This is a genomic window from Neorhizobium vignae (assembly GCF_000732195.1).
Taxonomy (GTDB): Bacteria; Pseudomonadota; Alphaproteobacteria; order Rhizobiales; family Rhizobiaceae; genus Neorhizobium; species Neorhizobium vignae.
Genome location: NZ_JNNU01000005.1, coordinates 31106 through 52213, shown reverse-complemented (window position 1 = coordinate 52213; position 21108 = coordinate 31106). Strand labels below are relative to the sequence as shown.

Genomic DNA, 21108 nt, shown 5'->3' with positions numbered 1-21108 from the left:
TAGCGTAGGAGGTTTAAGGAAGGTTATCCGCGGCGCGAGTAGTTTTAACGTTATGGTTAATAACGGATCACATTTCATTGATCCCGGCGGCGGCTTCCGAAAGTATATCCGGTCTCGACCGCGGCCTTGCCGAACTTGTCGCGCAGCTTGTCCATCGCCGCTTCCGCGGCCGCGCGGCGGCCTGCCTGGCGGTCGATGAGATCGGGCGGATCGGCACGCGCCGGGTCGCCGAGATCGGTGACGCCGATGCCGAGCAGGCGGAATTTGGTGCCGTCGGTCTCGCGTTCCATCAGCGACAGGCCGGTCCTGAAAATCCGGTCGGCGAGCTGGGTCGGGTCCTCCAGCCGCTTGTTGCGGGTGCGGCTCTTGAAATCGGCGGTCTTCAGCTTGAGGACGACGGTCTGCCCGGCGATGCCGTGTTTCTTCAGCCGGGTCGAGACCTTTTCCGAAAGCCGGCGCAGGATCGGCACGAGGTCGTCGTAACGAGATATGTCGTCGAAGAAGGTGGTCTCGGCCGATACGCTCTTTGCCGCGTCGTTTATATGCACTTCGCGATCGTCGATGCCACGCGAGAGGCGATAGAGCCGCTGCCCCATCGTGCCGTAGCGGCGCATCAGGTCGGCCTCCTGCATGGTCTGGAGCTGGCCGATGGTGCGGATCCCGTCCGCCTCCAGCGTCGCGTTGAACGCCTTGCCGACGCCCCAGATGGTCGTGACGGGCCGGGCCGCCAGGAATTCCAGTGCCTCCTGCCGGCCGATCACCGAAAAGCCGCGCGGCTTCTGCAGGTCGGAAGCGACCTTGGCCAGGAATTTGCAATAGGAGAGACCGACCGAAACGCTGATGCCGATCTCGTCCTGCACCCGCTTGGCGAACTTGGCGAGAATGCGTGCCGGCGGGGCGTGATGCAGCCGTTCGGTGCCGGCGAGTTCGAGAAAGGCCTCGTCGATCGACAGCGGCTGAACCAGCGGCGTCAGATCGTGCATCATGGCGCGTACCTGCCGCCCGACAGTCACATATTTCTCCATGTTCGGCGGGATCACGACGGCATCCGGGCAGAGTTCCAGCGCCTTGAACATCGGCATCGCCGAGCGCACGCCGTTGATGCGGGCGATATAGCAGGCCGTCGAGACGACGCCGCGCTTGCCGCCGCCGATGATCACCGGCTTGTCGGCAAGCTCAGGATTGTCGCGTTTTTCGATCGTCGCGTAGAAGGCGTCGCAATCGATATGCGCTAGCGTCAGGCCATAGAGCTCCTTGTGATAGACGAGGCGCGGGCTGCCGCAGGCGCGGCAACGGCGCACTTCCGCCTTCTGCTCCGCAAGGCAGTCGCGACAGAAGCCGGGTGTCTTGTCAGGCGTGGGCATCATGGCAGAGAACAAAGATTGAACACTGCGACGTTAAGGCCTAAGCTCGCGAGTCACAAGGGAGAGCGTAGAGGTTTGACGTGGATATTGGTCTTCGTTTCGAGCCTGTAACGGCGGAAAGCTGGGAGCCTTCCAGATGCTTTTCAGTCCCAAGGGTCGCCTTCCATCGCCGGTGGCGGGTCTCAGGCGGCTTTGGGCTCGATATGGCTGCGGATGAGCTCGGCGGCATGCGACCAGTCGGTTGCCCGGACGATGCCTTCGGCGGGTTTCGGCGCAAGCAGATGCAAGGGGGAGTCGGGCATCATGTGGAGGAGGAGACACTCAGCGACATGATCGCGCACCGAGTGAAGATTATGCGCCATGTCGTCGATGAAGACGGAGGGCAGGGCACGCCCGGCATGCAGGCGCTGCATGATCGGCCCCTTCGGCTCTTCGCTGGCGATCATCGGGAAGGTGAGGCCGATCCGGTCGAGAAGCCGGCGGCGATGCTCCCGATAGCGCGGCGGCATCGCGGTGAGGAACACGACGTCGGCATCCTTCGACAGCGTTTCGAGTGTCTGAACGACCAGCTCGGTGGGGATCTGCCAGTTTTCCTGGGCCTCGAAGAAAGCCTCGATCAGACGGCGCACATCCGGGTGCTCAAGCGCGACCTGGGTCTCCACGGAAACGATATTGCCGGTGAGCCGGAACGAGCGCGGCAAGAGCTCATGGCCTTCGCTCCGCAGAAACTCCTGGAAGGGGGCCACGAAGTGCAACACCACGTCGTCGACATCGCAGACGACGAGCGGCCGGTCGCCGAGGCGCACATGGGAAAGGTCGAGGATCTCGCTCATCTCAATAGTCGCCGGAATCGAGCCCGGGCCCGGAATAGTGGTGCGAGGCCGCTGCCACGGCTTCAGGCTTTGTATCCGTCGCCTCGCAGAAGGCCAGCAGAGTCGGCTCGTGCCCCATCAGGAAATCGATCATGCCGGCGAGGAAGCCCGGATCGTTTACCGCATTGCGCAACTGGTTGGGCTGTACGCCGGAAAGGGCGAGGAATCGGCCCAGCATGTCGGGTTCGTTGGCGAGCCATCCGAGAATGGCGCCTGCCGTCTCTTCCGCCTTGGCTTCGTTGCTTCGAGCATTACCGGGATCGCGCCGCATTGTCCGCCGAGTTACCTCTTTTTCAACTAAATGGCTTTACCGTGCCTGATAGGCGCTCCGTGGAATCGGCCGTTCCGGGAGCTTATATACTGAAGGCACTCATGCAAGCCGGGATTTAAGGAACGGATCGCTATGCCCAAACGGGTCATGATCGTCGAGGACAACGAGCTGAACATGAAGCTCTTCCGCGACCTGATCGAAGCATCGGGATACGATACCATCCAGACCCGCAACGGTATGGAAGCGCTTGATCTTGCGCGCAAACATCGCCCAGACCTGATTTTGATGGACATCCAGCTGCCCGAGGTTTCGGGACTGGAAGTCACCAAATGGCTCAAGGAGGACGATGAATTGCACGTCATTCCGGTGATCGCGGTGACCGCCTTTGCCATGAAGGGTGATGAGGAACGCATTCGCCAGGGCGGTTGCGAGGCCTATGTCTCGAAACCCATCTCGGTGCCGAAGTTTATCGAGACGATTAAAACATATCTGGGCGACGCGTGAAAACGGAACGGACCTCATGACGGCGCGGATACTGGTAGTCGACGATATTCCGGCGAATGTGAAGCTGCTCGAAGCCAGGCTTCTGGCTGAATATTTCGACGTCCTGACCGCCGACGACGGCTACAAGGCGCTGGCGATCTGCGACAGCACGCATGTGGACCTGATCCTGCTCGACATCATGATGCCCGGCATTGACGGTTTTGAAGTCTGCGAGCGGCTGAAGACCAATCCGCGCACCGCCCATATCCCGGTCGTCATGGTCACCGCGCTCGACCAGCCGTCCGACCGTGTGCGCGGGCTCAAGGCCGGCGCCGACGATTTCCTGACCAAACCGGTCAACGACCTTCAGCTCATTTCGCGCGTGAAAAGCTTGGTGCGGCTGAAGACGCTCAGCGACGAGCTGCGCATCCGCGCCGACACCGCCAGCAATATCGGGCTGGAAGACATGTTGAAGGGCGCCGACGGCCGCGAAGAGACGGCTCAGGTCCTGCTCGTCGATGGCCGGGCGAGCTCGCAGGAACGCATCATCAAGGCGCTGAAGCCTGTCGCCGGCGTCATTGCCATGTCCGATCCGCAGGCAGCACTTTTCGAGGCGGCGGAGAGCCCGGTCGATCTGGTGATCGTCAATGCCAATTTCGACGAATACGATCCTCTGAGGCTCTGCTCGCAGCTGCGCTCGCTGGAGCGTACCCGCTTCCTGCCGCTGCTGCTGGTGACCGAAATGGGCGCCGACGATTTGATCGTGCGGGCGCTCGACCTCGGCGTCAACGACTATATCGTTCGGCCGATCGACCCGAACGAACTGGTGGCCCGCGTGCTCACCCAGATCAAGCGCAAGCGCTACAACGATCGCCTGCGCATGAGCGTCCGCCAGACGATCGAGCTTGCCGTCACCGACGGGCTGACCGGCCTCAGCAACCGGCGTTATCTCGACAATCACCTCAAGGTTTTGTTCAACCGCGCTGCCGCACGCTCCCGGCCGCTCTCCGTCTGCATCACCGATATCGATCGCTTCAAGTCGGTCAACGACGCCTACGGTCACGATGCCGGCGACGAGGTGCTGAAGGAGTTTGCAGCCCGCGTCCGCTCGACCGTCAGGGGAGTCGATCTTGCCTGCCGTTACGGGGGGGAGGAGTTCGTGGTCGTCATGCCGGATACCGACGCTACGTCGGCGGCCGTGATTGCCGAACGGCTGCGCAGCATCATCGAGAGCCAGCCGTTCCATCTGAAGACGGCGGGTATCATGCTCAATATCACCGCCTCTCTGGGCCTCGCCTGCAGCACGCAGGGCGCCGAGACGCCGGAACAGCTCCTGAAGCAGGCCGACCGCGCCTTGTACGAAGCGAAAAACGGCGGGCGCAACCGGGTGGTTGCCGCAGCCGCCTAGAGAATCAGCAGATCCTGAAATTCCTCTCCGCCTTCGCCGAACGGCGAGATCACCGCGAAAAAAGCAGCGGGTCCCCAGTTATTTTTCGACTGGAACCCAACTTTTTGCAGGTGCTAATTCATGGAAGAATTTCATGAACAGTCGTCAGTTAATGGGACTGCTGCAGCGCATCCCAAAAAATTCGAATGTATCCGCGCGCTCTCAGATTTGCCGGCAGAGAATAGCTATTGGTATTGGCTTTGAGTTTTTTGCATAGCTGAGAAGATACACAGTGCTCGCCAAGGATGTGCTTGAAACTGGGAAGGGATTTCTAAGAGCTAGTTCCAAGTAAGCATACAACGCGCCGGGAATAACTTTTGATATATGCCAGAAAAAACGGAAAAGTATGAGTAGCGGCCGCGGATTTTAACCAACAACAGTGAAGGATTCGCTTCGAGATTAAGATTGTGTTGATTTTCTTTTCGTTTTGCGCAATTTTGGCCGCGACCAGACAGTGTACCCGAAATGGTACATAGATACCCCATGATGCTCAGGTCCGCCGCATCTCCTGGGTCGTGGGGTCGGTCGACTGGCAGGCATACCAAAGCGGTTCCTCGTGCCGTGATTGCAGGCTGGTCGACCCCCATTTGAAAGCGCCGCTTCCAGGCCTCTGGAGCGGCGCTTTTCCGTTTCTACGCAGCCTGTCACGTTCTGGATCACCCGGCAGGGTGAAGCCCAAAAGAAAAAGGCGCCTGGCCCATCGGCCGGCGCCTTTCGATGAACCCCAAGATCAAGCTTACTTGATCTTGGTTTCCTTGAACTCGACATGCTTCTTGGCGACCGGGTCGTACTTGGTCTTGGTCATCTTGTCGGTCATCGTGCGGCTGTTCTTCGTGGTGACGTAGAAGAAACCGGTGTCAGCCGTCGACAGCAGCTTGATCTTGATGGTCGTAGCTTTCGCCATGGTGTTCTGCCTCTAAGAAAAAATGAAGCCGCGGACGCGGGTTGGGTCCACGGCAAAATCTGGCGCGAAATTACAAATCGCGCCCGAAAAGTCAACTCCGTTTTGGTTGGAAAAGCATCCGGCAGATGGAAACCAGCACATAGAAGCCGAAGAATCCCGCCAATGCCCAGGCAAAACCGTCATTGCCGGCGATATCGATGGCCGCGCCGATGCCCTGCGGACCGGCGACGGTGCCGACCGCATAGCAGAAGATGAAGGCCGCATTGGCGGCCGCAAGGTCGGCGCCGCTGAGTCTCGATCCCAGATGCGCCAGGCCGACCGTATAGAGGCCGGAGACGCAACCGCCCCAGAAGAACAGGACCACGGCCATCATGATCCAGTTCTCGATCAGGAAGGGCAGCGCAAGCGACCCTGCTACGCCAAGCACTGCCATGGCGGTCAAAAGTGGCCGCCGGTCCCTCAGCTTGTCCGAATAGAGCCCGAGGGGGATCTGGAAGGCCATGTTGCCGATGCCCATTACCGTCAGCAGCACGGCGGTTTGAGGCTCGGTCAGCGCGGAACGCAACGCATAGATCGGGAATAGCGACAGCCCGCCCGCCGACACCGCGCCGAAGGCGAATACCGCGGCTGTCGCTGTCGGAACGAGAAAGATGTAGTGGAAGAAGTGCCGGTCCGGCTTGGTGTCCAGCACGGGGCTTTCATTGCGGGCGATGAAGATCGGGATGATCGCCAGCATGATGATGGCCGCGCCGACCAGGAAGGGCAGGATGCCCTCGCTGCCGAGCGCGGAGAAGAGCAGGGGACCGATTGCGAAGCCGATGGCGAGCACCGTGGCATAGATGCCGAGAACGAGCCCACGGCGCCGTGGAGGGGCCGCCTCGTTGATCCAGAATTCCGACAGGATGAACAGCGTCGTCGTCGCGCCGTGGAAGGTGAAGCGCAGCGGGAACCACATCCAGAAGGCATCCGCGTAATAGAAGCCGATGGCGCTGATGGCAGCGACGAGCACGGCGAACATCATGGTGCGTGCCACGCCGTAGTCGTGGGCGATCTTCGTGGTAATCGGCGCGGCGACCATGGAGGCGACACCGGCCATGGCGGCGTTGAGGCCGATCAGGGTGGAGGAAATTCCGCGCTTTTCAAGAATGATGCTGAGGAGCGGCAGGCCGAGGCCGATGGCGATGCCCACGGCACTGATGGCGGATATGGCGGCGATCAGCGACGGCCAGTGAATCTTGTCGACATGGCCGTTGGCGTCTGTCGTCGGCTGAGGCATTCAATATTCCTTACAGTCGGCTGCGGACGAATCGCCCATGACGCATGAAGTAGAAGGAAACCGGGCTTCCAAACGGTAAAGACGGATCGGATGCCATCAGGTTTTTCACGTCCTCCATGACTGCCTGGGTGATGCGCGGGAGTTTCAGACCCGAAAGCTCGGCAATGTCAAGCCAGCGCACGTCCTGAAGTTCGCTTGAGTCACTCAGGCGCGTCATGTCGAAGAGGGTTTCGTCGGCGAAGGTGAGAAAGAAGCGCGTATCGTAGCGCCGGACATTGCCCGGCGGCGTGATGGCGCGGGCGACGTAGCGCAGGCGGGAGAGGTCGGCGGCGGTGTCGCCGGCAAGCCCGGTCTCCTCCTGGAGTTCCCTGAGCGCCGCGAGCGCCAGGGCCCGGGCTCGGGCCGAGGTCATGCGGGCGGTGGTGCCGGCGACCAGCTTTTCGACAACCAGCGGATCGAGATCGGCGCTGAAGGGAAGGGCATGGTCGCGGGCATCGCGCCTGCCGCCGGGAAACACGTAGACGTCAGGCATGAAGACATGGCCGCTCCCCCGCCGGCCCATCAGCACGCGAGGAGTGCCGCCCGAGCGGTCGATCAGGATCAGGGACGCCGCGTCCTTGGGCGTCACTCCGGCAACACGCGCATGCTTCGGCGCGTCCATTGCGAACGGAGCGTGTTCCTCGGCAGACGATGTCATGCGATCGGTCCGCCCCGGCCGGGATCGACGGCCTCGTCGTCCGCGCCATTGAAGCCGTGCATCTTCAGCGCCCACTGGAAGCCGATGACGCCGCCCTTGATCGGCTGGATGGTCAGAAGCGCCGCGAGGATCGCCAGCGGCACCCAGATGGCGAGATGCACCCAGGGCGAAACCCGCAGGACCATGTCGGTCAGCATGTAGCCGGTCATCAGCACGTGGCCGACGACGACGATGACGAGATAGGCCGGCAGGTCGTCGGCGCGGTGGTGATGGATTTCCTCGCCGCAGACGGCGCAGGTATCGACCGGTTTCAGGAACGCCCGGAACAGGCGGCCGGTGCCGCAGGCAGGACAGGTAGAGAGCAAGCCCCGCTTGATGGAGCGGCCGAGCGGCCTTTCGGCCTCAGGCGCTCCACCATATCGGACGGTCTGTTCGCCCTGTTTCTGCATTGCTATCTCCTTCGGCCGCTCCGCGGAGGCCGCGTGCCGGGTTGCGTCCGGCCACGCCGCCCCGATTTGTGGAAGGAGCGGATCGCGGTCGGCAGTTTCTTGCCCTCGCTCAGCATTTCGAACTGAAGCGCGCCGGCAAGCGGGATGGCCTGTTTCAGCCGCACGTCGACCGTATCGCCGATCTGGTAGCCGAGACCGGTCTTCTCTCCGGAGAGCGCCTGATGCGCCTCGTCGTAGATGAAGTAGTCGTTGCCGAGCGTGGATATAGGTATGAATCCGTCAGCGCCATAGGTCGGAAGCGAGACAAATAGTCCCGCCTTGGTGACGCCCGAGACGCGGCCGACAAATTCCTCGCCGATGCGCCCGCTCAGATGGTGGGCGATCAGCCGGTTGATCGTGTCGCGCTCTGCGGCCATGGCGCGGCGCTCGAAGGTCGAGATTTCGGCGGCGATGTCGTCGAGCTGCGCCTCTTCGGCCGGCGTGATGCCGCCTTCGCCCAAGCCGAGCGAGCCGACCAGCGCACGGTGCACGATGAGGTCGGCATAACGGCGGATCGGCGAAGTGAAATGCGCGTATTTCATCAGGTTGAGTCCGAAATGGCCGATATTCTCGGGGCTGTAGATCGCCTGGCTCTGGGAGCGCAGCACCATTTCGTTGACCATTACCTGGTGCGCGGTGCCCTCGGCCTTGGCGAGAATGCCGTTGAACGAGTTGGCGCGCACCTGGCCGCCCTTGGCCATCGGAATGCCTAACGTCGCGAGGAACTCGCGCAGCGTCTCCTGCTTGGCAAGCGAGGGCGTGTCATGGATGCGGTAGATCAGCGCCTGACGCTTCTTTTCGAGCGTCTCGGCGGCGGCGACGTTCGCCTGGATCATCATTTCCTCGATGAGCTTGTGCGCATCGAGCCGTTCCGGCACTTGGACCCGATCGACGGTGCCGTCGGGCTTCAGCAGGATCTTGCGCTCCGGCATGTCGAGTTCGAGCGGCTGGCGGCGGTCGCGACCGCGCTTCATCACCCCATAGGCATGCCACAGCGGCTTCAGGATCGGCTCGAGCAGCGGTCCGCTCTTGTCGTCCGGCTTGCCGTCGATCGCCGCCTGGGCCTGGTTGTAGGAGAGCTTGGCGGCACTCTTCATCATGATCCGATGGAACGTATGGCCGGCCTTGCGGCCTTCCTTCGAAAAGACCATGCGCACGGCAAGTGCCGGCCGGTCTTCGCCTTCGCGCAGCGAGCAGAGGTCGTTCGAGATACGCTCCGGCAGCATCGGCACGACGCGGTCAGGGAAATAGACCGAATTGCCGCGCTTCAGCGCCTCGCGGTCGAGTGCCGAGCCGGTGCGGATATACCAGGAGACATCGGCGATCGCCACGGTGACGATGACACCGTCCGGATTGTCGGGCGAGGCGTCGAGCTCCGCATAGACCGCGTCGTCATGGTCCTTGGCGTCGGCCGGGTCGATGGTGATCAGCGGCAGAGAACGCCAGTCCTCGCGCTGCGCCATGGTGGCGGGCTTGGCCGCCTCGGCCTCGTCCATCACCTGTTTCGGAAAGATATGTGGGATGCCATGCGAATAGACGGCGATCATCGAGATCGCCTTTTCCGAGCCGATCGTGCCGACGATCGACAGAACCCGGGCGCGAGGCAGGCCGAAGCGGCCGGAACGGACGACTTCCGTCTCGACCAGGTCGCCGTCCTTGGCCTCGCCGATATCGGCGGGCTCGATTACCATTTCTTCGCCGCGCCGGTCGATCGGCAGCAGGCGCAGCTCGCCATCGTCAAGCTTGTGGACGATGCCCAGCGAAGCGCCGCGGCGCTTGTCGATGATCTTGATGACGCGGGCGGTATAGGCGGGGCCGGCGCGGTCCTTGTTGGGGAAGATCTTTGCCAGCACCCGGTCGTTGAGCCCGGCGGCGGGCGCCTTGCCCTTGCCGCGGTTGTCCGACGACTGGCGGATGAGCACCGCAGGCGCGGCACCCAGTTCCTCCGGCCATTCGGCCGGCCGGCCGATTAACTCGCCGTCCTTGTCGCGGGTGGTGATGTCGAGAACGGTGACCGGCGGCAGCGCGTCGGGACGGGTGAGCGACTTGCGGCTCTTCTTGAGAAGGCCTTCCTCCTCCAGTGTCCGCAGCAGGTCCTTCAGTTCGACGCGGGTGTCGCCCTTCAGCCCGAAAGCCTTGGCGATTTCCCGCTTCGAACCCTTGTCCGGGTTGTCGGCGATGAATTCGAGCAGGACGTCGCGCGGCGGCACCGCACCGTGGATGATCACCGGCTTCTCAGGTGCGGAAGCGGTGTTGCCTCGGGCGACTTTGTCGGTGCGTCTTCCCTGGGGTCTCGATCTGTCGCGCGGTTCTCTCACGTGCCCGTCTTCTTTGCCTTCGGTGCGGCTTTCTTCGCCGGAGCTTTCGCCTTCACGGCCGTCTTGGCTTTCGGCGCCGCCTTTTTGGTATCGGTGGTTGCCTTGGCGGCGGCCTTCTTCGGCTTTGCCTTGGCCGAGGGTGCCTTGCCGCCCTTTTCGATGATGAAGGCCATCGCCTGTTCCATCGTCACCGATTGCGGGTCGAGCCCCTTCGGCAGCGTCGCGTTGATCTTGCCCCAGTTGACATAGGGGCCGTATTTGCCGTCGCGCACGGTGATCGTGCCGCCGTCCGGATGATCGCCGAGTTCCTTCAGAGCCGCGGGCGCGCCGCGAGTGCGGCCACCGCCGGCCGCCACCTTGCTCTGCTTTTCGGCAAGCACGGTCACGGCGCGGTTGAGGCCGATCGAGAACACGTCCTCGATGCTTTCCAGGTTGGCATAGCTGCCGTCATGCAGCAGGAACGGTCCGTAGCGGCCAAGCCCCGCCGAGATCATCTTGGCTGATTCCGGATGTTTGCCGACGTCGCGCGGCAGGTTGATCAGGGCGAGCGCCTTTTCGTGGTCGATGTCCTCGGGCTTCCAGCCCTTCGGCAGCGACGAACGCTTGGCTTCCTTGCCGTCGCCGCGCTGGATATAGGGCCCGAACCGGCCCGAACGCAGCGTCAGTTCCTCGCCCGTATGCGGATCGGCGCCGAGCGCCTTCGGTTCGCTGAGGGCGTTAGCCTCCGCATCCGCACCGCCTTCGGAGGAAAGCTGGCGGGTGAAATTGCAGTCCGGATAGTTCGAGCAGCCGACGAAGGCGCCGTATTTGCCGAGCTTCAGCGACAGGTTGCCGGTGCCGCAGACCTGGCAGATACGCGGATCGCTGCCGTCTTCCCGCTTCGGGAAGACCAGCGGCGCGAGCGTCTCGTTCAGCGCGTCGAGCACGTTGGTGACGCGCAGTTCCTTGGTGTCCTCGATCTGGGCGAAGAAATCCTGCCAGAATTCGCGAAGAACCTGCTTCCAGTCGAGTTCGCCGGCCGAGATCTTGTCGAGCTTTTCCTCAAGATCGGCGGTGAAGTCGTATTCCACGTATTTCGTGAAGAAACTTTCGAGGAAGGCCGTCACCAGCCGGCCCTTGGAATGCGGGATCAGCTTGCGCTTGTCCATCGTCACATATTCGCGGTCGCTCAGCGTCTTCAGCGTCGCGGCATAGGTGGAGGGGCGGCCGATGCCGAGCTCTTCCATCTTCTTGATCAGCGAGGCTTCCGAATAACGCGGCGGCGGCTCGGTGAAGTGCTGGCTGGCATTCACCTTGTTCTTGTCGAGCTTTTCGCGGGCATTGATCTCGGGCAGGCGGCCATCTTCATCGTCGTCCTCGCCCTTTTCGGCATCCTCGCGGCTGTCCACATAGGCGCCGAGGAAGCCGTCGAACCGGATGACCGAGCCGACGGCGCGAAGGCCGGCCTTCTCGCCCTTGTTGTCGGCAAGGATTTCGACCGTGGTACGCTCGATTTCGGCGGATGCCATCTGGCTGGCGATGCCGCGCTTCCAGATCAGCTCATAAAGACGAGCCTGGTCGGAATCGAGGTAACCGCGGACCTGGTCCGGCGTGCGGGTGAAATCGGTCGGGCGGATCGCTTCGTGGGCTTCCTGGGCGTTCTTCGCCTTGGTGGAATAGAAGCGCGGCTTTTCCGGCAGGTAACGCTGTCCGAACTGGTCGACGATGGCGCTGCGGGCAGCGTCGATCGCTTCCGGCGCCATCTGCACGCCGTCGGTACGCATATAGGTAATGAGACCGACCGTCTCGCCGCCGATATCGACGCCTTCATAGAGCTTCTGCGCTACCTGCATGGTGCGCGAGGCGTTGAAGCCGATATTCGAGGAGGCGGCCTGCTGCAGGGTCGAGGTGGTGAAGGGCGGTCCGGGATTGCGCTTGACGGGCTTCGCCTCGACCGTATCGACCAGATAGGTCGCGCCATCGAGCAGCGCCTTCAGGCGGTTGGCGTCCTCGCCGTTCTTGATCGAGCGTCCCTGCAGCCGCTTGCCGTCGGCCGAGACGAGGCGCGCCTCGAACTCGTCGCCGCGCGGGGTGCGTAAGATCGCCGACAGGTTCCAGTATTCTTCCGAGACGAAACGCTCGATCTCCGACTCGCGGTCGCAGACGAGGCGCAGTGCAACCGACTGCACGCGGCCGGCCGAACGAGCGCCTGGCAGCTTGCGCCACAGGACCGGCGAAAGGTTGAAGCCGACCAGATAATCGAGCGCGCGGCGGGCGAGATAGGCATCCACCAGCGGCACGTCGATATCGCGCGGATTGGCCATCGCATCGAGCACGGCCTTCTTGGTGATGGCGTTGAAGACGACGCGCTTGACCGGCTTGTCGCCGATCAGCTTCTTTTTCTTCAGGAGATCGAGCACGTGCCAGGAAATGGCTTCGCCTTCGCGATCCGGGTCGGTCGCGAGGAACAGGCCGTCCGAGCCCTTCAGGGCGTCGGCGATATCCTTCATGCGCTTCTGGGAGGCGCTATCGACTTCCCACAGCATTTCGAAGTCCTGGTCGGGAAGTACGGAACCGTCCTTGGCCGGAAGATCGCGCACATGGCCGAAAGAGGCGAGAACCTTGTAGCCGGGGCCGAGATACTTGTTGATTGTCTTGGCCTTGGCGGGAGATTCTACAACGACAACATTCATTTTGCTTCTCTGCAATAGAGGCTTGGCCCGGAACCTTTGCAGTCCAGGCGGAAATCTGACCTCCCGACATGGAGGGCGTTTGCCTCGCGGTCAAGGGGCGTCTGCCAAATTATAGGGTACAACGAATTGCAACCTGGGGAAGATTTGCAATTGGTTGCAATCTTAAATAAATGCGATATGGTCCCTCGAATACCTCAAGGTGAATTTATTTGGACCGGTGGCCGACTTTTTTGACAGGATAGAAAATGATTTCTCGAAGTGAGGCGAACGGCCGGCGCGAGGACGATACCAGGGAGAATATCGCCTATATAAGGCAGATGCTCGGAGAACTCCGGCAGGTCGCCCTGGGAGAGGGAGCCGATATGCTCTGTTATCTCATCGAGATGGCCTATGTGGAGGCGGGGGATGTACAGGCCGGCCGGCGTCCCCGCTCAGTCTTCCATCGCGAGTGAAACCAGGCCGCCGACATGCCGATGCAGCCGGCCGGCGAGATCGAGTTCCAGCAGGATGAGATAGACGGAGGAGGCGGGCAGTTCCGTGTGGCGGATGATGTCGTCCACCTCGACCGGCGTCGGCCCCAGCGCCGAAACAATGATGGCCCGGTCGTCATCGTTGGGCGGCAGTATGTCGCTGAATTTCTTAGGCTCTTCCACCACCGAGCCGCTGAACAGATCGAGTTGCGACAGCGGCGCCAGCGCCTCGATGACGTCGGCCGACCCGGTGGTGACGATCGCGCCCTGTTTCAGAAGCCCGTTGGTGCCGTGGCACCGCGGATCGAGCGGCGAGCCGGGAACGGCGAAGACAAGCCGTCCGAAATCGGTCGCCATCCTGGCGGTGATCAGCGAGCCGGAACGCTCCGCTGCCTCCACGACCACGACGCCGAGCGAAATGCCGGATATCAGCCGGTTGCGGCGCGGGAAATCCCGTGCGCGGGGCTCCCAGCCGAAAGGCATTTCGCTGACTGCAAGCCCTGCACCCTCGGTAATCTCGTCGAGCAGAGGCATGTTCTCCGGCGGATAGGGCTGGTCGAGCCCCCCGGCCAGCACCGCGATCGTTCCGGTCTCCAGGCTGGCCCGATGGGCGGCGGTATCGACGCCGCGGGCAAGGCCCGACGTCACCGTATAACCGGCACGACCGCAATCCCTTGCGATCATCGCCGCGAACTTGGCGCCCGATATCGAGGCGTTGCGCGACCCGACGACGCCGACCGACGGCCGTGTTGCGGCGGAAAGGTCACCTTTCATGGCGAGAAGGGGTGGCGCGCCTTCGATCTGGCGCAGCGCCGGCGGATAGTCCGGTTCGCCGATGCCGACGAAGCGAGCGCCAAAGCGATGGGCGGCTTCGAGTTCGCGTTCGGCCTCTTGCACGCCGGCGATCCGGATCGCCCTGGTCGCTCCGCCGCGGGCGGAGAGTTCGGGCAGCATGGCAAGAGCGTTTTCCGCCGAGCCGCAGTGGTTGATGAGATCTCGAAACGTGGCCGGGCCGACATTGTCCGAGCGGATCAACCTGAGCCAGGCGATCCTTTGCCTCTCCGTCAGCGCAATTCCTGTACGTTTCGCGCTGCCGTCCGGCATTGTTTCCCCCGGTCTATCCCTTTTGGCCGATCCTGCTTTCGGTGCCGGCGATCAACCGCTTGATATTCTCCTCGTGTTTCCACCAGGAAATCACGGTCATGATGGCCATGACGAGCGCAATCTTCGGCTCGTTTAAGAACCACAGCACAACCGGAATGACAAGAGTTGCAACCAGAGCGGAGAGCGACGAATATTTGCTGATCTTGGCGACGCCGAGCCAGATGGCGGCAAATACCAGCACCATCCAGGGGGCGACGCCGAGCAGCGTGCCGATATAGGTGGCGACACCCTTGCCGCCCTTGAAGCCCAGCCAGACCGGGAAGAGATGGCCCATGAACGCCGCGAAGCCGGCAAGCAGCCCCGCTTCCTTCCCGAAGAAATACCAGGCGACCAGCGCCGCGACGGTTGCCTTCAGCGCGTCGAGCAGCAGGGTGGCCGCCGCGAGCTTCTTGTTGCCGGTACGCAGCACGTTGGTGGCGCCGATATTGCCCGATCCGATCGAGCGGATGTCGCCAAGCCCGGCGGCGCGGGTGAGGATCAGCCCGAAAGGAATGGAGCCGAGCAGATAACCGAATGCCAGTGCGGCCAGCGCGATGGGCAGGCTGATCTGCCAGTTGAAGAGTTCACTCACGCCCTTGCTCCCCTTAAAGCGTGTAGACGCACTTGCCGGCCACATAGGTCGCGACGGCGCGGCCCGAGAATCGCGCGTCCTCGAACGGCGTGTTCTTCGACTTCGACAAGATCATATCCTTCGACACGATCCAAGGCTCGTCGAGGTCGATCAGCGTGATATCGGCCTTGGCGCCGGGCTTCAGCGTGCCGGCATCGAGGCCGAAGATCTGCGCCGGGCGGGTGGACATCGCATCGATCAGCCGCATCAGCGGCACGCGGCCGTCGTGATGCAGGCGAAGGGCGGCGGCGAGCAGGGTCTCGAGGCCGATCGCGCCGTCCTCGGCGTCCGCAAACGGCAGGCGCTTGGTATCGACGTCCTGCGGATCGTGGGAGGAGACGATGATGTCGATCGTGCCGTCGGCGATCGCATCGGCCATCGCGACGCGATCGTCCTCGGAGCGCAGCGGTGGCGAGAGCTTGAAGAAGGTGCGGTATTCGCCGATGTCGTTCTCGTTGAGCGCCAGGTGGTTGATCGAGACGCCGCAGGTGGCGTTGGCGCCGCGGGCGCGGGCGACGCGCATGGCTTCAGCCGATTCCGCCACGGAAATCTTGGCCGCATGGTATTTCGCCCGCGTCAGGCCGGCGATCCGAAGATCCCGTTCGAGCGGGATGATCTCGGCTTCCTTCGGCACGCCGGAGAGGCCGAGCCAGCTTGCGAACAGGCCTTCGTTCATCACGCCGTTGCCGAGATATTTTTCACGCAGTTCCAGCGAGACGACCGCGTCGAACTCGCGCGCATAGGTCATTATGCGGCGCAGCAGCAGCGTGTCGGAAAGCCCGCGCCGGCCGTTGGTGAAGGCGACGGCGCCCGATTGCTGCAGCAGGCCGATCTCGGTCATCTCCTTGCCGGCAAGCCCCTTGGTGAGGGCCGCGGCGGGATGGACGTTGACGACCGCCTTGTCGCGGGCGGTCTTCTGCACGAATTCGACCAGCGCGATATCGTCGAGCACCGGATCGGTGTCGGGCATCATGATGAAGGAGGTGATGCCGCCGGCCGCTGCCGCGCGGCTTGCCGATTCGATCGTTTCGGTATGCTCGGCGCCCGGTTCGCCCACATAGACGCGGGCATCGACGAGGCCCGGCGTCGCGACGAGGCCCTGGCAGTCGCGGATCTCAGCGCCTTCCGGAGCGCCCTGGTTCTGGGCATCCTTCCCGGCGGCGAGGATGCGGCCGTCGACGCCGATGATGATCGTGCCGGTCTCGTCGAGTTGGCGGGACGGGTCGAGGATGCGGAGGTTCTTGAGGATGGTCGGGGTCATGCGCGCTCTCCCTGGTTCTGGGAGACGAGCAGGGCCTCCATCACGGCCATGCGGACCGCGACCCCCATTTCCACCTGTTGCTCGATGACGCTCTGCGGGCCGTCGGCCACCTCGGAGGCGATCTCGACGCCGCGGTTCATCGGGCCGGGATGCATGACCAACGCATCCGGCTTGGCGACTTTAAGCTTTTCGGCATCGAGCCCGTAGAAGCGGAAATATTCGCGCACCGACGGCACGAAGGCGCCGGCCATGCGCTCGCGCTGCAGGCGCAGCATCATCACCACGTCGGCATCCTTCAGACCCTCTTCCATCGAGTGGAAGACTTCGACGCCCATGTCCTTGATGCCGGAGGGCAGCAGTGTCGAAGGCGCCACGACCCGAACCCGCGCGCCCATGGCGTTGAGCAGCAGGATGTTGGAGCGGGCGACGCGGGAATGCAGCACGTCGCCGCAGATCGCGACGATGATGCGCGACAGCTTGCCCTTGGAGCGGCGGATGGTGAGTGCGTCGAGCAGCGCCTGGGTCGGATGCTCGTGCTGGCCGTCGCCGGCATTGATGACGGAGCAGGCGACCTTTTGCGCCAGAAGTGCGGCGGCCCCGGCCGAGGAATGGCGCAGCACCAGCACGTCCGGGCGCATGGCATTCAGCGTCATCGCCGTATCGATCAGCGTCTCGCCCTTTTTGACCGAGGAATTGCCGACCGACATGTTCATCACATCGGCGCCGAGGCGTTTGCCGGCGAGCTCGAAGGACGACTGGGTGCGGGTGGAAGCTTCGAAGAACAGGTTGATCTGGGTCAGACCCCGCAGCGTGGAAGTCTTTTTCTCCCGCTGCCTGGAAATCTTCACGGCCTCGTCGGCCTTGTCGAGAAGAAAGGTGATATCCTGTTCGGTAAGGCCCTTGATGCCAATCAGATGGCGATGAGGGAAGAAGACCATGGACACGTCTCCGCTTGCGTTCGGCGGTCTATAAGGTCTGACGACAGGAGCTGCAAGCGGGCGAGGGACTTATCTCACTGCTTGTTTGAGAGGATGGCGACAAGACGGTTTCTCAACGCGGGTGCGGCCTTTTGTTGAGAACGCCAGAAATCCTGAACCGGCGCCGTTCCCAGGCCCGGTAACTTCCGCTAGAACCCGTTTCATGAACCAGATGTCGCGCGCCGAAGAAAAATTTGCCGAACTGAACCAGCCGAAACCCTGGTCCGGAATCAATGCCTACCGATCCGATCCGCTGGTCGTCGACCTGACGAGCACGCTGAACCGCACCATCCGCGAGGAATACGACCAGCTTGGCCGTTACGTCACCTCGCCGGAGGCGCAGGAGCTGGCGCGCATGGCGAACGAGAACCCGCCGAAGCTGAAGACCCATGGTCCGCGCGGCGAGCGGCTGGACGTCGTCGAGTTCCACCCGGCCTGGCACGCGCTGATGCGCCGTTCGATGCAGACCGGCCTGCATTCCTCGGTGTGGGAAAACATCCCCGAAGCCAAGGGCCACGAGCACAAGGCGCGGGCGACGCGATTCTACCTCTCGGCGCAGCTCGAATGCGGTCATCTCTGCCCGCTGACCATGACCAGCGCCTCGATTGCCGCGCTGATGGCCTCGCCGCGCGTCCAGAAGGAATGGGCGCCAAAGATCCTGTCGCGCAAATACGATTCGACGAATCGCCCGGCCCTGCAGAAGAGCGCTGTCACGCTCGGCATGGGCATGACGGAAAAGCAGGGCGGCACCGACGTGCGCGCTAACCGCTCGACCGCCGAGCGCGTCGGCGAGGGCATCTACCGGCTTTCCGGCCACAAGTGGTTCATGTCGGCGCCGATGAGCGACGGTTTCGTGATGCTGGCCAAGACCGGCGACGGGATCGGCTGCTTCCTGGTGCCGCGGCTGCTCGAGGACGGGTCGGCGAACGGCCTGCAGTTCCAGCGCCTGAAGGACAAGGTCGGCAACCGCTCCAACGCCTCTTCCGAGGTCGAGTTCACTGATGCCTTCGGTTATCTGCTCGGCGAGCCGGGCGGCGGCATCCGCACCATTCTCGACATGGTAACCCTGACGCGGCTCGATTGCGCGCTCGCCTCCGCCGGCATCATGCGTGCCTCGCTCGCCGAGGCGGTCCACCATACCCGCGGCCGCAGCGTGTTCGGCAAGAAGCTTGTCGATCAGCCGCTGATGACGCGCGTGCTCGCCGACATGGCGCTCGACGTAGCTGCCGCAACGGCGCTCAGCTTCCGGCTCGCCGATTCCTTCGATCGGGCGGCCAGCAACCCGGCCGACGCGGCTTTCGCCCGCGTCATGACGCCGGTCATCAAATACTGGAACTGCAAGATCGCACCTGCGCTGATCTACGAAGCGATGGAGTGCATCGGCGGCAACGGCTATATCGAGGAACGGCCGATCGCTCGGCATTACCGCGAGGCGCCGGTCAACGCGATCTGGGAAGGCTCGGGCAATGTGATGGCGCTCGACGTGCTCCGGGTCCTGTCGCGCGGCAAGGACCTGTTCGACACGGTGCTCGCCGGCTTCGAACGGGATCTCGGCCCTGCGGGCCGCAAGACCGTCGAGGTTCTGCGGGCCGCCATGGCGCTCTGCGAAACCGACGAGGGCGCAGCCCGCCTTCTGGTCGAGCAGCTGGCACTTGCGGCAGCGGCATCCGAACTGGTGCGGCTCGGAGCCGGAAAGATCGCCGATGCCTTCCTGGAAACGCGGCTCGCCGGCGGCTGGCGCTCGACCTACGGCATGCTCGATGCCCGGTTCGACGCGCGCTATATCGTCGATCTGCTCTATCCTGCAGCCACGTAGGCGACAGCCGTCATCACGACCGGAATGGTGAGGAACGAGGCGACGACCTGCAGGGTCGCCGCCGCGGCATACATGTCCGCATCGCCGTTCAATTGTTTCGCCAGCAGATAGCCGTTCATCGCGGTCGGTACCGCGGCACTCAGCGCCAGAAGGACGAGGCCGTCGCCCTGGATGCCGCACAGCGCTCCGACGCCGACGGCGACGATCGGGAAGGCGATCAGCTTCAAAAAGACGGCGAGGAGAGTGATGGGCTTCGGCTTGAGCGCGTCCATGACCCGCAGGCCCGCGCCGACCGCGATCAGGCCGAGGCTGAGCGAAGCCTGCGACAGCAGGTCGACCGCCACCATCACCGGTTCGTAGATCGGAATGCCGGCAAGGTTGACGACGATGCCGAGCGCCGTCGAAAGGATCAGTGGATTGGTGCACACTCTATAGAGGATGGCCTTGTAGTTCCGGTCGTGGCCGGAGAACCACAGCAGCACCGTCACGTTGATGAAGTTGAGCGGGATGATGATCGCCGCCATCACCAGGCCGACCATGGTCAGCCCCTGCTGGCCGTAGGTCTTGGCAGCGATCGCCAGCGCCATGAACGCATTCCAGCGCGTCGCTGTCTGGAACAGCGACGTATAGGCCGGCCCGCCGACGCGCAGGTTCCGCAGGACCGGCCATGCCAGCAGCAAGCCGCCTGACATCACCAGCACGGAGATGATCGCTGCGAAACTGACCGTCAGGTTTTCGGTATTCGAAAAGTCCGCCTTGGCCATGGTCGAGAACAGCAGGGCCGGAAACAGTATCCAGTAGCTGCACTGTTCGAGACCGTCCCAGAAATCGGGATTGATGATCGGAGCGCGTTTCAATCCCACGCCTAAAAGAACGAGCAGGAAAATAGGCAGGACGCTTTGGAAGACGATGAGCATGGGGAAGGGCACGTCGGTGGGAGAATAGGATCTCGTTAGTCCTCCCATGCCGATAGTGCAATGCGGAGCCCCGCGAATTCAAGTCCTGCGCGCGCAATCCTGTGCATGGCGACCGAGAGCGCTTGCGGCGGTGGATGGCTCGGACTATCGCGGTTGACAGGACAAAACCGAAGCAGGCGAAAAATGCTCCAGATCCCTGAAGTCACAGCGCAAGAAGGTTCGGTCGCGAAAGTGCGCAACCGTGCCGGCACCGAGCGGGCGATCTTCCTGGCTGCCCGCGATCTTCTTGCAGAACAGGGTTTCCAGGGTTTCGGCATCAATGCGGTGGCGCGCCGCGCAGGCTGCGACAAGCAGCTCATCTATCGATATTACGGCGGTCTCGACGGGCTGATCGAAGCGATCGGCGCCGATCTCGGCACCTGGGTCAAGGATCGCATCCCGGAAGATACGGGCGGCATGTTCCTCCTGACCTACGGCGACCTGATGGAGAAACTCTCCATCTATTTCATGGAAGCGCTGCGTGACGATCCGCTGGTCTGCAAGATCGTCGCCTGGGAGGTCTCGCAGGACACGCCGCAGGTACGCCGGCTGTCGGAGGCGCGCACCAAGGCGCTCGGCAAATGGCTCGAGAAGATGCGCGGCTCGCTGACGCCGCCGAAGGGCGTCGATGCCGCGACCACCAATGCGCTGCTGTTTGCGGCGGTCCAGCACCTGGTGATCTCCGCCGCCGTCAGCGGCCAGTTCGCCGGCATGGCGCTGAAGACGGAGAAGGACTGGGATAAGGTCGGCAACGCGCTCCGCCGCCTCGTTCGCGCGATCTACGGCTGATCTGCGTTATCCACAGCCAGCGCCTCGGAATTAACCATGCTGCCCGGTTTCCATTGCAGGAAATCCCCCACGGCCTAAATTGGCATTAACGCATTGTTAACCAAGACATTGGCCGGACACGCTCAGGATGGGAACCACAATCAGGCAGAGGGCATTGCTGCTCGTCATGACGACGATCTTTGCGGTGCTGGCGCTTGATATTGCCATTCCCGCGATGACCCTGAGCCTTATGGCTCTATCGAGATGGCTCGTGTCTCTGGATTTGTATCCAGT

At 62.8% G+C, this 21108-nt stretch carries 19 protein-coding genes; 5 read left to right on the top strand and 14 right to left on the bottom strand.

What is annotated here, in order from left to right; translation table 11 throughout:
* Window positions 1-74: 74 nt before the first annotated feature.
* The 3 genes from GQ59_RS09380 to GQ59_RS09370 all read right to left on the bottom strand — a co-directional run bounded on the left by GQ59_RS09380 (window position 75) and on the right by GQ59_RS09370 (window position 2507).
* The gene (locus GQ59_RS09380) at window positions 75-1367 is read right to left on the bottom strand and encodes a DNA polymerase IV (RefSeq protein ID WP_037080487.1); all 1293 of its coding nucleotides are present in this window, start codon (window positions 1365-1367) and stop codon (window positions 75-77) included.
* A gap of 179 nt (window positions 1368-1546) precedes the next feature.
* Window positions 1547-2197, bottom strand: coding sequence for a hypothetical protein (locus tag GQ59_RS09375; protein ID WP_037080485.1), 651 nt, complete (start codon window positions 2195-2197; stop codon window positions 1547-1549).
* A gap of 1 nt (window position 2198) precedes the next feature.
* A complete protein-coding gene (locus GQ59_RS09370) occupies window positions 2199-2507 on the bottom strand; it encodes a DUF3572 domain-containing protein (RefSeq protein ID WP_037080482.1) in 309 nt (102 codons plus the stop codon).
* A 132-nt stretch (window positions 2508-2639) separates the two neighbouring features.
* On the opposite strand from GQ59_RS09370, the gene GQ59_RS09365 reads away from it, so the two are divergent.
* Window positions 2640-3011, top strand: coding sequence for a response regulator (locus tag GQ59_RS09365; protein WP_007765577.1), 372 nt, complete (start codon window positions 2640-2642; stop codon window positions 3009-3011).
* Between the two features lie 16 nt (window positions 3012-3027).
* Complete coding sequence (locus GQ59_RS09360) at window positions 3028-4398, top strand: PleD family two-component system response regulator (RefSeq protein WP_037080475.1); 1371 nt, start codon at window positions 3028-3030, stop codon at window positions 4396-4398.
* A gap of 775 nt (window positions 4399-5173) precedes the next feature.
* On the opposite strand, the gene rpmG is transcribed toward GQ59_RS09360, so the two are convergent.
* From rpmG to topA, 6 genes are all read right to left on the bottom strand, one after another.
* Window positions 5174-5341 carry a 50S ribosomal protein L33 gene (gene rpmG, locus GQ59_RS09355; RefSeq protein ID WP_003547442.1) on the bottom strand — a complete coding sequence of 56 codons (168 nt, stop codon included), beginning with the start codon at window positions 5339-5341 and terminating at the stop codon, window positions 5174-5176.
* A gap of 91 nt (window positions 5342-5432) precedes the next feature.
* A complete protein-coding gene (locus GQ59_RS09350; protein WP_037080472.1) occupies window positions 5433-6617 on the bottom strand; it encodes an MFS transporter in 1185 nt (394 codons plus the stop codon).
* Between the two features lie 10 nt (window positions 6618-6627).
* Entirely contained in the window at window positions 6628-7314 is a 687-nt protein-coding gene (locus GQ59_RS09345) for an NUDIX hydrolase (protein ID WP_152564285.1), read from the bottom strand.
* Window positions 7311-7763 carry a DUF983 domain-containing protein gene (locus GQ59_RS09340; RefSeq protein WP_037080469.1) on the bottom strand — a complete coding sequence of 151 codons (453 nt, stop codon included), beginning with the start codon at window positions 7761-7763 and terminating at the stop codon, window positions 7311-7313. Before GQ59_RS09340 ends, GQ59_RS09345 begins: the two co-directional genes overlap by 4 nt.
* A gap of 2 nt (window positions 7764-7765) precedes the next feature.
* Complete coding sequence (gene rnr, locus GQ59_RS09335; RefSeq protein ID WP_037080466.1) at window positions 7766-10120, bottom strand: ribonuclease R; 2355 nt, start codon at window positions 10118-10120, stop codon at window positions 7766-7768.
* Window positions 10117-12792, bottom strand: a complete 2676-nt coding sequence (gene topA / locus GQ59_RS09330; RefSeq protein WP_037080464.1) for a type I DNA topoisomerase — start codon at window positions 12790-12792, stop codon at window positions 10117-10119. The genes rnr and topA overlap by 4 nt, the downstream gene beginning before the upstream one ends.
* A 245-nt stretch (window positions 12793-13037) precedes the next feature.
* Between topA and GQ59_RS09325 the strand changes: the two genes are divergently transcribed.
* On the top strand, window positions 13038-13244 hold the full coding sequence (locus tag GQ59_RS09325; protein WP_037080461.1) for a hypothetical protein: 207 nt from the start codon (window positions 13038-13040) through the stop codon (window positions 13242-13244).
* Here GQ59_RS09325 and dprA read toward each other — a convergent pair.
* The 4 genes from dprA to GQ59_RS09305 are packed head-to-tail and all read right to left on the bottom strand — an operon-like array spanning window position 13224 to window position 17235.
* Complete coding sequence (dprA, locus tag GQ59_RS09320) at window positions 13224-14366, bottom strand: DNA-processing protein DprA (protein WP_037080458.1); 1143 nt, start codon at window positions 14364-14366, stop codon at window positions 13224-13226. The genes GQ59_RS09325 and dprA overlap by 21 nt on opposite strands.
* A gap of 13 nt (window positions 14367-14379) precedes the next feature.
* Complete coding sequence (plsY, locus tag GQ59_RS09315; RefSeq protein ID WP_051903883.1) at window positions 14380-15042, bottom strand: glycerol-3-phosphate 1-O-acyltransferase PlsY; 663 nt, start codon at window positions 15040-15042, stop codon at window positions 14380-14382.
* On the bottom strand, window positions 15011-16297 hold the full coding sequence (locus GQ59_RS09310) for a dihydroorotase (protein ID WP_037080453.1): 1287 nt from the start codon (window positions 16295-16297) through the stop codon (window positions 15011-15013). The genes plsY and GQ59_RS09310 overlap by 32 nt, the downstream gene beginning before the upstream one ends.
* Window positions 16294-17235 (bottom strand): aspartate carbamoyltransferase catalytic subunit, encoded by a 942-nt coding sequence (locus GQ59_RS09305; protein ID WP_037080450.1) that lies wholly within the window; start codon window positions 17233-17235, stop codon window positions 16294-16296. The genes GQ59_RS09310 and GQ59_RS09305 overlap by 4 nt, the downstream gene beginning before the upstream one ends.
* A 202-nt stretch (window positions 17236-17437) precedes the next feature.
* Between GQ59_RS09305 and GQ59_RS09300 the strand changes: the two genes are divergently transcribed.
* Window positions 17438-19090: an acyl-CoA dehydrogenase family protein gene (locus tag GQ59_RS09300; RefSeq protein ID WP_037080447.1), complete on the top strand. Its 1653-nt coding sequence runs from the start codon at window positions 17438-17440 to the stop codon at window positions 19088-19090.
* On the opposite strand, the gene GQ59_RS09295 is transcribed toward GQ59_RS09300, so the two are convergent.
* Entirely contained in the window at window positions 19072-20007 is a 936-nt protein-coding gene (locus GQ59_RS09295; RefSeq protein WP_037080443.1) for an AEC family transporter, read from the bottom strand. The genes GQ59_RS09300 and GQ59_RS09295 overlap by 19 nt on opposite strands.
* A gap of 183 nt (window positions 20008-20190) precedes the next feature.
* On the opposite strand from GQ59_RS09295, the gene GQ59_RS09290 reads away from it, so the two are divergent.
* Complete coding sequence (locus GQ59_RS09290; protein ID WP_037080442.1) at window positions 20191-20835, top strand: TetR/AcrR family transcriptional regulator; 645 nt, start codon at window positions 20191-20193, stop codon at window positions 20833-20835.
* The last annotated feature ends 273 nt before the right edge of the window (window positions 20836-21108 follow it).

Excerpts from the sequence above, each read along its gene's own strand:
- GQ59_RS09370 (WP_037080482.1), bottom strand. The coding sequence starts at position 2,507 with ATGCGGCGCGATCCCGGTAATGCTCGAAGCAACGAAGCCAAGGCGGAA.
- GQ59_RS09295 (WP_037080443.1), bottom strand. The coding sequence starts at position 20,007 with ATGCTCATCGTCTTCCAAAGCGTCCTGCCTATTTTCCTGCTCGTTCTT.
- rpmG (WP_003547442.1), bottom strand. The coding sequence starts at position 5,341 with ATGGCGAAAGCTACGACCATCAAGATCAAGCTGCTGTCGACGGCTGAC.
- GQ59_RS09350 (WP_037080472.1), bottom strand. The coding sequence starts at position 6,617 with ATGCCTCAGCCGACGACAGACGCCAACGGCCATGTCGACAAGATTCAC.
- GQ59_RS09345 (WP_152564285.1), bottom strand. The coding sequence starts at position 7,314 with ATGACATCGTCTGCCGAGGAACACGCTCCGTTCGCAATGGACGCGCCG.
- GQ59_RS09365 (WP_007765577.1), top strand. The coding sequence starts at position 2,640 with ATGCCCAAACGGGTCATGATCGTCGAGGACAACGAGCTGAACATGAAG.
- GQ59_RS09300 (WP_037080447.1), top strand. The coding sequence starts at position 17,438 with ATGAACCAGATGTCGCGCGCCGAAGAAAAATTTGCCGAACTGAACCAG.
- GQ59_RS09340 (WP_037080469.1), bottom strand. The coding sequence starts at position 7,763 with ATGCAGAAACAGGGCGAACAGACCGTCCGATATGGTGGAGCGCCTGAG.
- GQ59_RS09325 (WP_037080461.1), top strand. The coding sequence starts at position 13,038 with ATGATTTCTCGAAGTGAGGCGAACGGCCGGCGCGAGGACGATACCAGG.
- GQ59_RS09360 (WP_037080475.1), top strand. The coding sequence starts at position 3,028 with ATGACGGCGCGGATACTGGTAGTCGACGATATTCCGGCGAATGTGAAG.
- topA (WP_037080464.1), bottom strand. The coding sequence starts at position 12,792 with ATGAATGTTGTCGTTGTAGAATCTCCCGCCAAGGCCAAGACAATCAAC.
- GQ59_RS09380 (WP_037080487.1), bottom strand. The coding sequence starts at position 1,367 with ATGATGCCCACGCCTGACAAGACACCCGGCTTCTGTCGCGACTGCCTT.
- dprA (WP_037080458.1), bottom strand. The coding sequence starts at position 14,366 with ATGCCGGACGGCAGCGCGAAACGTACAGGAATTGCGCTGACGGAGAGG.
- GQ59_RS09305 (WP_037080450.1), bottom strand. The coding sequence starts at position 17,235 with ATGGTCTTCTTCCCTCATCGCCATCTGATTGGCATCAAGGGCCTTACC.
- GQ59_RS09375 (WP_037080485.1), bottom strand. The coding sequence starts at position 2,197 with ATGAGCGAGATCCTCGACCTTTCCCATGTGCGCCTCGGCGACCGGCCG.
- GQ59_RS09290 (WP_037080442.1), top strand. The coding sequence starts at position 20,191 with ATGCTCCAGATCCCTGAAGTCACAGCGCAAGAAGGTTCGGTCGCGAAA.
- plsY (WP_051903883.1), bottom strand. The coding sequence starts at position 15,042 with ATGTGGCCGGCAAGTGCGTCTACACGCTTTAAGGGGAGCAAGGGCGTG.
- GQ59_RS09310 (WP_037080453.1), bottom strand. The coding sequence starts at position 16,297 with ATGACCCCGACCATCCTCAAGAACCTCCGCATCCTCGACCCGTCCCGC.